Origin of the sequence: Ornithinimicrobium sp. INDO-MA30-4 (assembly GCF_021535045.1) — a bacterium.
GTDB lineage: Bacteria > Actinomycetota > Actinomycetes > Actinomycetales > Dermatophilaceae > Ornithinicoccus.
In genome coordinates this window covers 1034554-1048056 of the sequence record NZ_CP091056.1, presented here as the reverse complement: position 1 = coordinate 1048056, position 13503 = coordinate 1034554, and the positions used below count along the sequence as shown (strand labels likewise).

Genomic DNA, 13503 nt, shown 5'->3' with positions numbered 1-13503 from the left:
GAGGAGCGGGTGGGGCTTTAGATGGAGCAGGATGGTGCTTCTTCTAGCAGTGCCACAGCGCCCTGGTAGGGATCGACGTTGTTGGGTGCATCCGCAACATCATCACGCCAGTCAGCCACGTAGTCCACAGGGTCAGCCGCTTCCTTGGTCTGCATGAAGTCCAGGTGCGCGCCCCAGTCGGCATTCAAGGGCTGAGACAATTCTGCGACCAGCGCCAGAGCTTCGCCGCGTTCCTGGCAGTTCTGAGCGTCATCGGCATAGTCCTGCGAAACGTCGGTGTCCGCGAGTTCAGCGCACGACCCAAAGACCTCGTCATAGGCCGCTTGAGCAGTATCGAATCGCTCCATGTCACCAGGGCCCTCACGCTTGGACTCGGCCCACTCTTCTTGAGCTTCTTCAAGCGTCATGCGGCCCGCATTGAGCTCCACTGAGGCGTCGTAGTGCTTAACCCAGTTTGCGGCTGATTTTTCGGCAGCGCTGGCGAAGTCTTCACCAGAATCGACCTCCGAAACGCATGCGGTTAGCTCCTCTGGTGGGCCTACGGCGCCTGCTGGGGCACTCGTGGCAGCAGCTGCATCAGTGGTCGTGGGCTCGGGGGCATCGGTGGCAATCGCGGCTGCGTCTGAGGGGGCAACCGAAGCCACAGCGCTTGGGTCAGTGTTCAGGGTGCCGGAGTCCGCAGTGGCCATCAGGCCACGAATAGCGAAGGCAATCATCACGCTGGCGAGAACTGCGAGGAGCACTAGAAGTACCGGCTTAGCCGCCCAACCTCCTACTGCTGCACTAGATCCAGTATGTCTTCCCATGAGCAGCATCCTCTCACGGAGCAGTTGCGCCCCCCTACACCAAGCCTGCTCATGGGGTAGCGATATCAGTGTCCGCAGGTCCCGGTTTTCGCATGGCGGCAAGCTCGGAACGCAGGAGCCGCAATTCCTCCTGCACGTCTTGAATGTCAGCGAGTTTTGCCGTTCGGTCACTCTCGTCCGAGTCGCTAATCCTGGAGATGAGCCAAGAGGCCAAGCCAGCGGTCACGACACCCAGCAAAGCGATGCCACAGAGCATCAGCAGAGTGGCGATAATCCGTCCCTGCATGGTGACGGGATAGAAGTCCCCATAGCCAACTGTCGTGACAGTAACGAGTGACCACCACAAAGGTGGTGATGTTTGCGTTGGCGGGATCATGGCGTTCGGCTTGCAACACGGCTAATGAGGCAATACCGACGACTGTCGTTGTGGCAAACGTGACATACGCGGCGACGTGTCCCCTCAGCTTTTCGCCGGCTTGCCGTTGCAGCAAAACCAACAGGCCGAGCGGGCGCAGGGCGGGATAGGCCACCGCAGCCAGGTCCAAAAGGTTCGACTTAACGAAGGCGACTTTGTGTCTTGCCAGGACAAGCCTGGTCACATAATCCACCAAGAAAGCTATCCACACGACAGTCTGGGTGGTCAAGGACAGGGCGGGCACGCCTCCGTCGACGTCGGGCCAAACGATAGGAATCGCGAAGGCCACAAAAAACGCCAGCCAGGATCAACAGCGGCGCGCGCGTTCGGGACTCCCAAATTTCACGACGCCTCATGGACATATCGTGGCAGCCGCAACCCGAGATTCGTGCATTGGGCTGGGGAAACACGAAGGAGCGGCCCACTGAGGGGCCGCTCCTTTCGTGATGCTCGATCACAGATCGAGCGCTGTCTTCGATCACAGATCGAAGTACATCTCGAACTCGTGCGGGTGCGGGCGCAGGCGAATCGGGTCGACCTCGTTCTTGCGCTTGTACTCGACCCACGCGGCGATGAGGTCTTCGGTGAAGACGTCGCCCTCAGTGAGGTACGCGTGGTCGGCCTCGAGTGCGTCCAAAACGGCCTCAAGGGACGTCGGTGCCTGCTGGATGTTCTCCAACTCGGTCGGCGGCAACTCGTACAGGTCCTTGTCGACCGGCTCCGGGGGCTCGATACGGTTCTTGATTCCATCCAAGCCAGCCATCAGTTGTGCGGCGAAGCACAGGTATGGGTTGGACGACGGGTCAGGAACGCGGAACTCAACACGCTTGGCCTTGGCCGACGTGCCAGTGATCGGGATACGAACACAGGCCGAGCGGTTGCGGGCCGAGTAGACCAAGTTCACGGGAGCTTCGTAGCCCGGCACCAGACGGTGGTAAGAGTTCATTGTCGGGTTGGTGAAGGCCAGCAACGAAGGAGCGTGCTTCAGCAGGCCACCGATATACCAACGGGCCATGTCCGACAGGCCGCCATAGCCAGACTCGTCGTAGAAGAGCGGCTCGCCGTCCTTCCAGAGGGACTGGTGGGTGTGCATACCTGAACCGTTGTCACCGAAGATCGGCTTCGGCATGAAGGTTGCGGTCTTGCCAGCGTCCCAGGCAGCGTTCTTGACGATGTACTTGAACTTCATGACGTCGTCGCCAGAAGCCAGCAGCGTGCTGAACTTGTAGTTGATCTCTTGCTGACCGGCGGTGCCAACCTCGTGGTGAGCACGCTCAACCTCAAGGCCCACTTCGGAGAGCAAAGTGCTGATGTCGTCGCGGATGTCTGCGAAGTGGTCAACTGGGGGAACGGGGAAGTAGCCACCCTTGTAACGGGTCTTGTAACCGCGGTTTCCGCCCTCTTCGGAGCGGCCGGTGTTCCAAGCAGCTTCGACCGAGTCAATGAAGTAGTAGCCCGACTGCGCGTTCGTTTCGAAGCGGATGTCGTCAAAGATGTAGAACTCAGCCTCGGCACCAAAGAAGGCAGTGTCCGCGATCCCGGTAGAGGTCAGGTACTCCTCAGCCTTGATGGCGATCTGACGCGGGTCACGGGCATACGGCTCATCCGTGAACGGGTCGACGATCTTGAAGTTGATGATCAAGGTCTTGTGCTTGCGGAACGGATCCAAGTATGCCGTGGTTGGGTCCGCGATCAACTTCATGTCGGATTCGTGGATCGCCTGGAAACCACGGATGGACGAGCCATCAAACATCTGACCGGTCGTGAACGCGTCCATGTCGAAGGTCTCGGCAGGCACATTGAAGTGCTGCATCACACCGGGGAGGTCGCAGAAGCGAACGTCAATGAACTTGACGTCTTCATCCTTGACGAACGCGATGACCTCTTCTGCACTGCTGAACATCTATCCTCCTGGGGAGATGGAATGTGAAGCCTTACCAACGACTTCGAACTCCACTCTAAAGCGTTGAGGGTTAACCGACAGTCACCCGAGTGTTTCTGCCGTGTTTCGTCGGTCTAGGGTTTCATGTGTGACTACGCAAATGCCATACCCCGGCCAAGAGTGGGGCATCCCCGCCCAAGGACCTGGAGCGGTAGCGCCCTTCTTCCGTCGGTTCCTCGCCATCCTGATTGATTGGTCGCTTTGCCAACTGATTGCGATCGGCCTCTTCGGTGTGCCCTGGGGGGCAACTGGCGCGGAGTCGTTCGTGGTCCTTGGCATCTTTGCGGTAGAAAACATCGTGCTCGTCGCGACCCTTGGTTCCACCGTGGGCCATCGAGTGATGGGTTTGCGAGTTTTCGGCCACCCGGCCGGCTCGAACCCTGGGCCGCACAACGGCCGCCCATGCCAATGGGGGTGCTGATCCGCACGGCGTTGTTGTGTTTGGCCATTCCGGCACTGATCACCGACCGAAACAACCGGGGACTGCACGATCGATATGGCAAGTCCGTCATCCTGCGCGTCCGCTAATTGACGATTACGTCCTAGAACAAGAACAGTGGCTGGTCTCCATGCAGGAGGCGAGCCACTGTGATGAGGTATGCGGTGAGTCAGCGACCACGCATGGAGCGTCGGTCGGCGCGTGCCCGGTTGGGGTCGACACCGGCTGGGACTGCGGCCTTTGTCGGGCCGAGTGCACGCAGTCGGCGTTGCACGGCGAGGGCCTCATCCTTGGTGATCGACTTGTCATAGCTGCGCAACTTCTTGAGCAACTTAGACAGCGCGACCTGATCGTCAGCCTTGCCGACATTGATGATGTGCACCGGGATGTCCTTGCCGATGACCCTGCTCGTCTTGCGCTTTTCAGCCAGGGCCAAGCGAGTAGCAGCGACCTTCGGACCTTCGGAGATCAGCACAACACCAGGGCGGCCGACAGCACGGAAAACCATTGCGGCGTTGTGCATGTCGCGCATGCCACGCATTTTGCCCCCAGCCTCGGCGGCAACTGGCTCTTGGTCGAAGTACCAACCACGACGCAACGAGCCCAGGACAGCACTGGTTGCCCCGGGCTGACCTTCAATCTGCGAGAACGCCGCTTTTTCTGCCCGCCTGCTCAAGATGAAGATGGCAGCCAGAAACGCCAGGGGGATACCGATGATCGACAGGTAGATGACCTGGTCAATCCAGATACCAATGCCGATCGCGACCAGCAGCACCACGACGAAAGCCAAGATCATCAGCCAAATGGCCGATGGGTCATGCTTGCGGGTCATGGTGAAGACCTGGCGGAACTGAGCTATGCGGCCCGGGTTATTTGGGTCGCGTGGCTTGCGGCGACGGCCAAACGGCCCCCGTCGACCTTCCTTGGCCGGCTTCGGGCTGCTGGCGTCCGTGGTGTTACGTGCTGACATAGCCTCAGGATACGTTCGCGGAGGCCTTGGCTACTAATGCCGATGCCTCCTGACGGGCGGGGACTCGGCCTTTGGGCCAGGTGCTCCAAATTGGCCGGAATCGGACGGCCCGATTTGTGCATTGCTTGAGCCCACAAACGGCCAGCGCGGTAGGAACTACGAACCAACGGTCCGGCCATCACACCCTTGTAGCCGATCTCCTCACACAGCTCGCTCCAGTGCACGAACTCTTCGGGCTTGACCCAACGCTCGACCGGGTGGTGCCTCGGTGAAGGGCGTAGGTACTGCGTGATCGTGAGCAGGTCAGTGCCAGCCTCGTGCAGGTCGCGAATAGCTTGCTCGATTTCGTGGTCTTCCTCGCCCATCCCGAGAATCAGGTTGGACTTGGTCACCAGTCCGGCATCGCGACCCATGGTGATCACGTCCAGCGAGCGCTCGTATTTGAAGGCGGGGCGAATGCGCTTGAAGATACGCGGCACGGTTTCGACGTTGTGCGCGAAGACCTCCGGAGCCGCATCAATAACCTGGCCGACCTGATCTGGGTTGCCATTGAAGTCAGGGATCAGGATCTCGACGCCAGTCTGCTCGCTCAGGGCGTGAATCTGGCGGATGGTCTCTGCATAGAGCCAAGCACCGCCATCTTCGAGGTCATCGCGGGCGACACCGGTGACAGTCGCGTAACGCAACTCCATCTGCTCTACGGACTCGGCCACGCGGCGCGGCTCGCCTGCATCGAAGTCGGCGGGCTTGCCCGTATCGATCTGGCAGAAGTCACAACGACGGGTGCACTGTTCGCCACCAATCAAGAAGGTGGCTTCGCGGTCTTCCCAGCATTCAAAGATGTTGGGGCAGCCAGCCTCCTGGCACACCGTGTGCAGGCCTTGACCCTTCACTAGCTTGTTTAGGGCCGTGTATTCGGGCCCCATTTTGGCGGTAGTGCGAATCCACTCGGGTTTACGCTCGATCGGGACTTGTGAGTTGCGGGCCTCGACCCGCAGCATCCGACGTCCCTCAGGTGCGACAGTCACGTAGCGCCTCCGTAGGCATGGTGGTGAGTTACTCCGTTGCCCTAGGGCAACGTTTTCTGTGTCCAGCGTATGCCCGGTTAGGCGTGCGCGGAAGTTTGGGGTGCCAATACTCGACGTAGGTGGGTGTGCGCCAGGGGAAGCACCTCGGTGACGCTGACCTCACGACCTAACTCTTGAGACAACGAGGTCACACCGGCGTCGGCAATGCCACACGGAATGATGGGGTCGGCCCAGCGCAGATCACAATCGCAATTCAGAGCGAAGCCATGCATCGTCACCTCTTGGCTCACGCGAATCCCGATGGCTCCGATTTTGCGATCGGGGCCCTTGTCGTCGGCTAGCAGCCAGACGCCACTGCGACCATCCACGCGTTGAACGGTGAGACCAAGGTCAGCGCACACGCCGATCATCATGTCTTCGAGGCGCCGCACGTGGGCGACGACATCAACGGGGAGGGCAGTCGCACGATCGGGTAGCCCACGAGTTGACCAGGGCCATGCCAAGTGATTTTCCCGCCCCGGTCCACATCAACAACGGGTGTGCCATCGAGGGGCCGCTCGTGCGCCTCAGTGCGCTTGCCGGCTGTGTAGACAGCTTCATGTTCCAACAGCAGTACGGTGTCTTCTTGGCTCCGAGAAGCGACCAGCGCATGAACACGCCGCTGCTCATCCCACGCTTGGCGGTATTCCACGGCGTCTGGACCGAATCCAAGGTGTTCAATGCGCATGGTTAAACCATACGCCGGTCTTCAGACCCTAGGGTGGATTCCACATTTTCATGACAAGGGAGAAATTTGTGAAGGCGATCAAAGTCGCGCTCGTTGGGTATGGCCAGGCGGGCCGCCGTATCCACGCCCCGCTGATTGAGCAGGCAGGCGGCGAGGTCGTTGCCGTCGTGACCACGAACGCCGATCGAATTGAGCAGGTGCACGCTGAGTTGGCCGACGCCGCTGTGGTGCCCACGCTCGAAGAGTTGTTAGCTGATCGTGCACGGTTGGGTTATGACTGCATTGTGTTGGCCACGCCTGGTGGTTTGCACGCCGAGCAGGCCGAACAGATCCTTGATGCTGGTGTCCCCTTAGTCGTGGACAAGCCTCTGGCAGTGGACGCCTCGGCCGCGCTCGGCGTCGTCGATGCCGCTCGCAACAAGGCACCACTGACTGTGTTCAACAACCGGCGCTTCGACCGAGATTTTGCCACCCTGAGGTCAGTCGTCGAGTCAGGCCAATTGGGCGAGGTGCTGCGCTCCGAGATGCGTTGGGAGCGTTGGCGACCGGAAGGCACCGGCATGTGGCGCGAGCACCTTTCCGCCGCCGAAGGTGGTGGGCTGATGCTGGACTTGCACGCGCATACCGTTGATTCAGCGGTTCAGTTATGGGGCCCTATCGACTCTGTGTACGCCGAGATTCAGGCGCGCTCAACCGAGGCCGAAGATGACGCCTTCATGTCATGCCGTCACGCCAGTGGTGTTGTCAGCCATCTCAGCGTGTCGAACTGGGCTGCCGTGCCCGGGCCGCGTTGGCGAGTTCTGGGTAGTGCGGGCAGTTATGTCGTGGCGTCGGTGGAGGGTGAGCCCGTGGCGATTTCCGAGTTAGCAGATCAAGACGAGCAGCACTGCGGCTGGTTCTTTTCCGACGAGGGGCGCAGTTCTGTAGTCGTCGCCAAGCACGGGCAGCAAGGCTTCTACGAAGAGTTCTTTGCGGCACTAGCGTTGCCAGCCGATGACGTCGAAGGCAGGCAAGCGGCCATGCCCGTCAACCCGAGCGATGCCGTGCATGTGCTGGCAGTCCTGGATGCGGCACGCCGGGCCGCTGTGCGTGGCTCAGTGGAAACGGTCATCACTCCGGGCGTGGCTCCGGGCGCTGTCTAGCTAGCCGCGTACCAATGTGCTGCGAACCTGTGGATAACTCACTGCAGCATTGCTGAGGATGCGCGAGCCTAGGTAGGCGCGGTGATCGTCGCCGCGCCGAACTAGGGGTGACGTGGTGGTCAACCAACTACCGCCAGAGCTGCAGGGCTATCAGGTCCACGAGCACTTAGGGTCGGGGGCCACCTCTGAAGTATGGCGTGGTGTTCGGGTTGGCGATGGTCTCAATGTGGCGATCAAAGTGGTCGATCCGCGCAACGCCGTTGAACAGATCATGCGTGAAGCTGCCGTGCTGAGCAGTGTCCGCAGTCAACACCTTGTGCACCTTTATGACGTGATCGCTGTGTCGCAGAGCCAAGTTGCTGTTGTCACCCAACTCGCCAAGGGTGGCTCGCTGAGCCAGGTTCTGCACGCCCGGGAGTTTTGCAGCTCGGTGAGGTCATCACCTTGATGGTGCCGATCGCACGAGCCCTGGAAGCGTTGCACAGCGCAGGCGTCGCACACGCTGATGTGTCGCCTTCGAATGTTCTCTTCTTAGCCGACGGTATGCCGGTCTTGGGTGATGCTGGGCTGGCTAGTTTGGCGGGTTCGCAGTCTACGAGCGAGTTTGGCACTGACGGGGTATTGGCACCCGAAGTGTTGGAGGGGTTCGCGGCGACCTCAGAGTCCGATATCTATTCGTTGGGGGCCTTGGCGTGGTGGGCTTTGGTGGGGGAGGCGCCGGGCTGGGTCGGCACGCGTAAGCCGTTGAACGAATTGCTCCCCACGTTGTCTAGCGCCGCTCAAGAATTGATCGAGTGGTGTCTCGCCCCAGAGCCTGATGACCGGCCATTGGCTGAAGAAGTTGCTAGTGCAGCAGCCGCACTAGGAGTTGCCCGACCTATTGATATAGCCCCGCACGCGCAACCATCGCTGGAATTAACTCGCCGAATCCGTGGTGCGGTGCCATTGGGAGACCGGCACAAAGCCGCAGGGGCACAGCAGGGCAGGCAGGTGCCCCAAGGCATCGGAGGCCACCCTCGGTCAGCCGACCAAAGGTTCTCCTTGGCCTCGTCGGTGTTGCCTCGACAGCGGTGATCGGGCTTTCGCTCCTTGGCCTCACCCGAGGTGCCGAGCCCAGCCAGGCAAACCAATCACTGCCGAGCGCCGATCCGGTGCAGATAGCTGCTGCCGAGTCTGCGCCGGCGCGGGTGCTTCCTGTGCGTGACGGTGAGCTGCGCCAGCACATCCAAGAGCTTGTCGATGCCAGGGCGCTCGCGTGGAATGAGCTGGACATAGACGCGCTGGCAGCCGCGACGGCCGGTGGGTCACCAGCCTTTCGGGCAGATGCGGCGGCGCTGAGCCAGGCCCGCGCTAGCGGTCTGACATACGAGGGGATCGGTTTTGACGTGGGTGAAATACAAGACCTGATGGCCATCTCCCAGCCCTGGGTCATCGGCAGTGACAAGGGCACAGGGCCACTCGTGCTGGAAGTTCAGGTGCCGATCGAGACCTCGAGTTATGACGTCGTGACGGCGGATCTGAAGGAAGCCAGTGCTGCTACTCGCGAGCCCGCTTCCACGCAGGTGATCAACCTACGACTGCTCAACAGCGATGAGACCTGGCGACTTGTTCAGTGGGAGCTGACGAACTAGTCGTCAACTCCCACTGAACCTGGCAACGCGAACCTGGCAACGGCCTATTCGTCTTGTTCAACTAACCACTGCGTGGCGTGCTCAAGTTCTTCGTGGTCCCATGCGAAGCCGTTGTCGCTCAGCACGGTAGGCAGCGCACGCTGACTGCCTAAGATCTCGCTTGCCATCTGGCCGAGCGCCACCTTGAGTGCGATGGTGGGGGCCGGGATGAGCGCAGGCCGATTCAACTGATCGCCCAGGGCTTTCACCACATCGACTTGCTGACTCGGCTGGGGGCAGGCGAGGTTGACCGGGCCGGTGATGTCGCGGTGGTCAATCAAAAACATGAGGGCACGCACGTGGTCGTGCAGCGTGATCCAGGCCCAGTATTGCTTGCCGCTGCCAAGTGGGCCTGCCAAGCCGAATTTCGCCAGCGGCATCAATTTGGCCATAGCGCCACCCTCAGGGGAAAGCACGATCCCGGTCCGGGCATGTGCGACGGGGCACCCGCTTGCTCGGCAGCCCAGGTGGTGGCCTCCCAATCACGGCACACTTCGGCGAGGAATCCTTCTCCCAGGCTCGAGGCCTCGGTCAGTACATCGTCGCGGCGATCACCGTAGTAGCCCACCGCGGACCCGGACACCAGTCGAATACGAGACCCGTGGCTCGCGACCGCTTCGGCAACTGCCGTCGTGCCATTCACCCTCGAGGAACGAATGCTCTTCTTGTAGTCCTCGGTCCAGCGGTGGTCGCCGATCCCGGCGCCCGCTAGGTGCACCACGGCATCGACGTTGTCCAAGTCGCTGGGGTTCATTTCGCGATCTGCCGGAGCCCACTGGGCCTCGGTGACGCCCTCGGGGAGCCCCGAAGTGGCTGCCTCTCTACGGACAAAGTGCACGACCGAGTCGCCGCGATCACGCAGTGCCTGAGAAAGTTGGCTGCCGATCATGCCTGATGCACCGGTGATCGCAACAGTTTGGGGTGTGCGCGTCATGCGATAACTCCTGCTTCTCGCGCAGCGTGCTACACGCTAGGGCGATCGGTCTGTTGAGGGACTTGTTGATCCAGAATAGAAGAAGGGGTCGCATCCTGGGATGCGACCCCTTCAACTTCTCGAGCTAGACCTCGAAGTTTGCCTCTTCGAGACGAGCCTTGACTGTGGCGAGGAAGCGCGCAGCATCCGCACCGTCAACCAGTCGGTGGTCATACGTGAGGGCTAGGTAGACCATGGATCGAATGGCGATCGTTTCGCCACCATCGTCATCCATCACCACGACAGGCTTGCGCACTACCGATCCCGTTCCCAGAATGCCAACCTGTGGCTGGTTGAGGATCGGGGTGTCAAAGAGTGCTCCGCGGCTGCCGGTGTTGGTCAGCGTGAACGTTCCGCCACCCAACTCATCCGGGCCAATCTTGTTGGTCCGGGTGCGCTCGGCAACATCACCGATTTTGCGTGCCAACCCAGCAATGTTCAGATCGCCAGCGTCCTTGATGACAGGCACCAGCAAGCCACGCTCGGTGTCGACGGCGATACCGAGGTTTTCCTGAGCGTGATAGACGATGTGGTCATCTTCAATGCTCGCGTTGACATTGGGGTGCTGCTTGAGTGCCTCAACGGCGGCCATGGCAAAGAAGGGCATGAACGAGAGTTTCGCGCCCTCGCGCTCTGCGAACTCTGCCTTGTGCTTGTTGCGCAGACGAGCGACCTTGGTGACATCAACTTCGATGACGGTCGTCAACTGGGCACTGACCTGCAGCGACTCGACCATGCGGGTTGCGATGACCTTGCGCAAACGTGACATCTTTTCGCGCTGGCCACGCTTGGCGGCGATCTCTGGAGCAGCAGACTTTGCGGCCGGAGCAGATTTGGCTGGGGCATCCGACTTAGCTGCTGGCGCTTGGGCCTTAGCCTCGTCCGACTTCTTGGCCTCTTCAGCCTTCTTTGCATCGGCGTCCGCGGTGGCCTTCTTGGCCGCGTCCAGGACATCTTGCTTGCGAATACGGCCACCAACACCGGTGCCCTCGAGAGCATTGAGGTCGACGCTGTGCTGAGCGGCGAGTTTGCGGACTAGTGGCGTGACGTAGGCGTTGACATCCGCACCGCCACCCTTGGCTTCTGCCTTGCTTTCGGACTCAGCGGGCTTGGATTCTTCCTGCTTGGGAGCCTCTTCTTTAGCCGGCTCCTCTTCCTTGGCTGACTCAGGCTCGGGCTCTGGTTCCGGCTCGGGCTCTGGTTCCGGCTCGGGTTCTGGTTCCGGCTCGGGCTCGTCGTCGGAGGACGCTGAACCGCCACCGCTGCCGCCAACGACGCACAGGTCACCGCCGACCTCGACGGTTTCGTCCTCGTCCACCAAGATCTTGCTCAATTTCCCAGCGACGGGGAGGGGATTTCGGTGTCGACCTTGTCGGTCGAAACCTCAAGCAGTGGCTCGTCGACCTCGACGTCGTCGCCGACTTCCTTGAGCCAACGAGTGACGGTGCCTTCAGTGACGGACTCACCCAAGGCTGGCATGGTGACGGTTTCGCCGTCGCCGCCATCACTGGAGTCGCTGTCGCCGCTATCGCCGCTGTCATTATCGGAGGATGCAGCCTCTTCTTGGCTGGCTTCCTCCTCGTCGGCGTCGGAACTGTCCTCAGCCTCGTCTGCAGCGGGCTCTTCTTCAGCCTCGTCCTGCGACTCCGAGGACTCGTCGGCTGCGGCTGCGTCGCCATCGCCGATGACGCAGAGGTCGGCGCCGACCTCAACAGTCTCGTCCTCGTCCGCGAGGATCTCCTGCAGCGTGCCAGCCACAGGGGATGGGATCTCGGTGTCGACCTTGTCCGTCGACACCTCCACTAGGGGTTCGTCGACGGCTACTTCTTCGCCGACTTCCTTCAACCAGCGGGTGACCGTGCCTTCGGTGACCGATTCACCCAAGGCCGGCATGCTCACGCGTTCAGACATTCTCGACGTCTCCTCGTCCGGGGATTGGAAGTCTAGTTGCACGCGCAGGTTTTGTGCAGCCTGCCGCGCAGTTGTTATGAGTGCGCATGGAGGGGTTTCCTGCAAGCGCGAGGTGGGCTTCACCGAGTGCCTCATTCTGTGTCGGATGCGCGTGGATGAGTCCGGCAACATCTTCGGGCAAAGCCTCCCAGTTGTAAATCAATTGTGCTTCGCCAACTTGCTCACCGACGCGTGCGCCGATCATGTGGATGCCGACGATAGGTCCATCGGCCTGACGGATGAGCTTGATCAGGCCAGCTGTCCCCAAAATCTGCGACTTGCCGTTTCCACCCAAGTTGTATTCGTAACTGCTGACATCACCGTATCGCTCCTTGGCCTGGGCCTCGGTCAGTCCGACACTCGCTATTTCGGGGTTGCAGTAGGTGACTTTCGGGATGCCAGTGTCATCAACGACCTCTGGATCCAGCCCCGCGATGTGCTCGGCTACGAAGATGCCGTGGGCGAAGCCGCGGTGCGCCAACTGCGGGCCAGGGACGATGTCACCGACGGCATAGACGCCCGGCAGGGATGTCTGGAGCGAGGCGTCCGTGGTGACGAAGCCGCGTTCCATCGTGATTCCGGCCTCTTCATAGCCCAGATCGCTTGATCGCGGGCCTCGCCCGATTGCGACCAACAGATAATCGGCCTGCAGTGAAGTGCCATCGGCCAGGGTGACGGTGACTTGGTCTTGATCTTGGGTGACTGAATCAACGGAGGAGCCGGTGCGAGCCGTGATTTTTCGTTTTCGAAAGGCCCGGCCCAGTGTTTTCGAGATGACAGGCTCCTCAGTTGGCACGAGGCGATCGGCGGCCTCCACGATGGTGACGTCACTGCCAAGTGATGCCCAGATGGAGGCGAATTCTACCCCGATGACTCCGCCACCAAGCACGATCACGCTGCCGGGTACTTCTTCAAGGTTCATGGCCTCGGTGCTCGACAACACGCGATCCTTGAACTCGAGCCCAGGGAGTGATTTGGCATATGAACCGGTGGCCAGGATGACGTTGTTACCGCGAATTTCTTGCCCATCAACCACCACCGTCTGGGAGTCCAACAGCCGCCCTCGGCCGCTGATGAAGTCAATATTGGCCGACTTCACGAGGCCCTGAAGGCCGGTGTAGAGGCGTTTAACGATGGAATCCTTGTAGGCGCGCATAGCTGTTGCGTCGATGGAATCAAGGCTGGCGTGGATGCCGACATGGGCCGAGTCCTTCACCTGATCGGCGACCTCGGCCGTGTGTAGTAACGCCTTGGTAGGGATGCATCCTTCATGCAGACACGTCCCGCCTAACTTTGACTGCTCGATGAGCGCCACGCGTTGTCCAAGTTGAGCGGCGCGCAAGGCGGCAGCATAGCCGCCACTGCCAGCCCCAAGGATCACGAGATCGTAGGTTTGCACTGAGGTCGTCGTCGACTGCATAAGTGCATCTTGCCACCGTCT

10 protein-coding genes and 4 pseudogenes are annotated in these 13503 nt (G+C 60.7%); 4 read left to right on the top strand and 10 right to left on the bottom strand.

Features of this window, described 5'->3' with window-relative positions:
- Positions 1-17: 17 nt before the first annotated feature.
- The 3 genes from L0A91_RS06120 to glnA all read right to left on the bottom strand — a co-directional run bounded on the left by L0A91_RS06120 (position 18) and on the right by glnA (position 3124).
- On the bottom strand, positions 18-743 hold the full coding sequence (locus L0A91_RS06120) for a hypothetical protein (RefSeq protein WP_235246240.1): 726 nt from the start codon (positions 741-743) through the stop codon (positions 18-20).
- A 112-nt stretch (positions 744-855) separates the two neighbouring features.
- Positions 856-1182, bottom strand: a complete 327-nt coding sequence (locus L0A91_RS06115; RefSeq protein WP_235246239.1) for a potassium channel family protein — start codon at positions 1180-1182, stop codon at positions 856-858.
- Between the two features lie 517 nt (positions 1183-1699).
- Positions 1700-3124, bottom strand: a complete 1425-nt coding sequence (gene glnA / locus L0A91_RS06110; protein ID WP_235246238.1) for a type I glutamate--ammonia ligase — start codon at positions 3122-3124, stop codon at positions 1700-1702.
- Positions 3125-3251: 127 nt separating this feature from the next.
- On the opposite strand from glnA, the gene L0A91_RS06105 reads away from it, so the two are divergent.
- On the top strand, positions 3252-3584 hold the full coding sequence (locus L0A91_RS06105; RefSeq protein ID WP_235246237.1) for an RDD family protein: 333 nt from the start codon (positions 3252-3254) through the stop codon (positions 3582-3584).
- A 187-nt stretch (positions 3585-3771) separates the two neighbouring features.
- Here the strand turns inward: L0A91_RS06105 and L0A91_RS06100 are convergent, their stop codons facing one another.
- The 3 genes and pseudogenes from L0A91_RS06100 to lipB all read right to left on the bottom strand — a co-directional run bounded on the left by L0A91_RS06100 (position 3772) and on the right by lipB (position 6327).
- The gene (locus L0A91_RS06100; RefSeq protein ID WP_235246554.1) at positions 3772-4434 is read right to left on the bottom strand and encodes a DUF4191 domain-containing protein; all 663 of its coding nucleotides are present in this window, start codon (positions 4432-4434) and stop codon (positions 3772-3774) included.
- Between the two features lie 142 nt (positions 4435-4576).
- Positions 4577-5600: pseudogene (gene lipA, locus L0A91_RS06095) on the bottom strand (lipoyl synthase).
- Positions 5601-5677: 77 nt separating this feature from the next.
- Positions 5678-6327 (bottom strand): annotated as a pseudogene (gene lipB, locus L0A91_RS06090) (lipoyl(octanoyl) transferase LipB).
- Between the two features lie 68 nt (positions 6328-6395).
- Between lipB and L0A91_RS06085 the strand changes: the two are divergent.
- The 3 genes and pseudogenes from L0A91_RS06085 (at position 6396) to L0A91_RS06075 (ending at position 9100) form a co-directional block, all read left to right on the top strand.
- Positions 6396-7469: a Gfo/Idh/MocA family protein gene (locus tag L0A91_RS06085; protein ID WP_235246236.1), complete on the top strand. Its 1074-nt coding sequence runs from the start codon at positions 6396-6398 to the stop codon at positions 7467-7469.
- A 112-nt stretch (positions 7470-7581) separates the two neighbouring features.
- Positions 7582-8543, top strand: a pseudogene (locus tag L0A91_RS06080) (serine/threonine-protein kinase).
- Positions 8540-9100 carry a hypothetical protein gene (locus L0A91_RS06075; RefSeq protein WP_235246235.1) on the top strand — a complete coding sequence of 187 codons (561 nt, stop codon included), beginning with the start codon at positions 8540-8542 and terminating at the stop codon, positions 9098-9100. The pseudogene L0A91_RS06080 and the gene L0A91_RS06075 overlap by 4 nt, the downstream one beginning before the upstream one ends.
- A 44-nt stretch (positions 9101-9144) precedes the next feature.
- Here L0A91_RS06075 and L0A91_RS06070 read toward each other — a convergent pair whose 3' ends face one another.
- The 4 genes and pseudogenes from L0A91_RS06070 to lpdA form a co-directional block, all read right to left on the bottom strand.
- Positions 9145-9531, bottom strand: coding sequence for a DUF1731 domain-containing protein (locus L0A91_RS06070; protein ID WP_235246234.1), 387 nt, complete (start codon positions 9529-9531; stop codon positions 9145-9147).
- Positions 9519-10073, bottom strand: a complete 555-nt coding sequence (locus tag L0A91_RS06065) for an NAD-dependent epimerase/dehydratase family protein (RefSeq protein ID WP_235246233.1) — start codon at positions 10071-10073, stop codon at positions 9519-9521. The genes L0A91_RS06070 and L0A91_RS06065 overlap by 13 nt, the downstream gene beginning before the upstream one ends.
- 124 nt (positions 10074-10197) lie before the next feature.
- A pseudogene (gene sucB, locus L0A91_RS06060) lies at positions 10198-12023 on the bottom strand (2-oxoglutarate dehydrogenase, E2 component, dihydrolipoamide succinyltransferase).
- Positions 12016-13482 carry a dihydrolipoyl dehydrogenase gene (gene lpdA / locus L0A91_RS06055; RefSeq protein ID WP_235246232.1) on the bottom strand — a complete coding sequence of 489 codons (1467 nt, stop codon included), beginning with the start codon at positions 13480-13482 and terminating at the stop codon, positions 12016-12018. The pseudogene sucB and the gene lpdA overlap by 8 nt, the downstream one beginning before the upstream one ends.
- Positions 13483-13503: the final 21 nt, after the last annotated feature.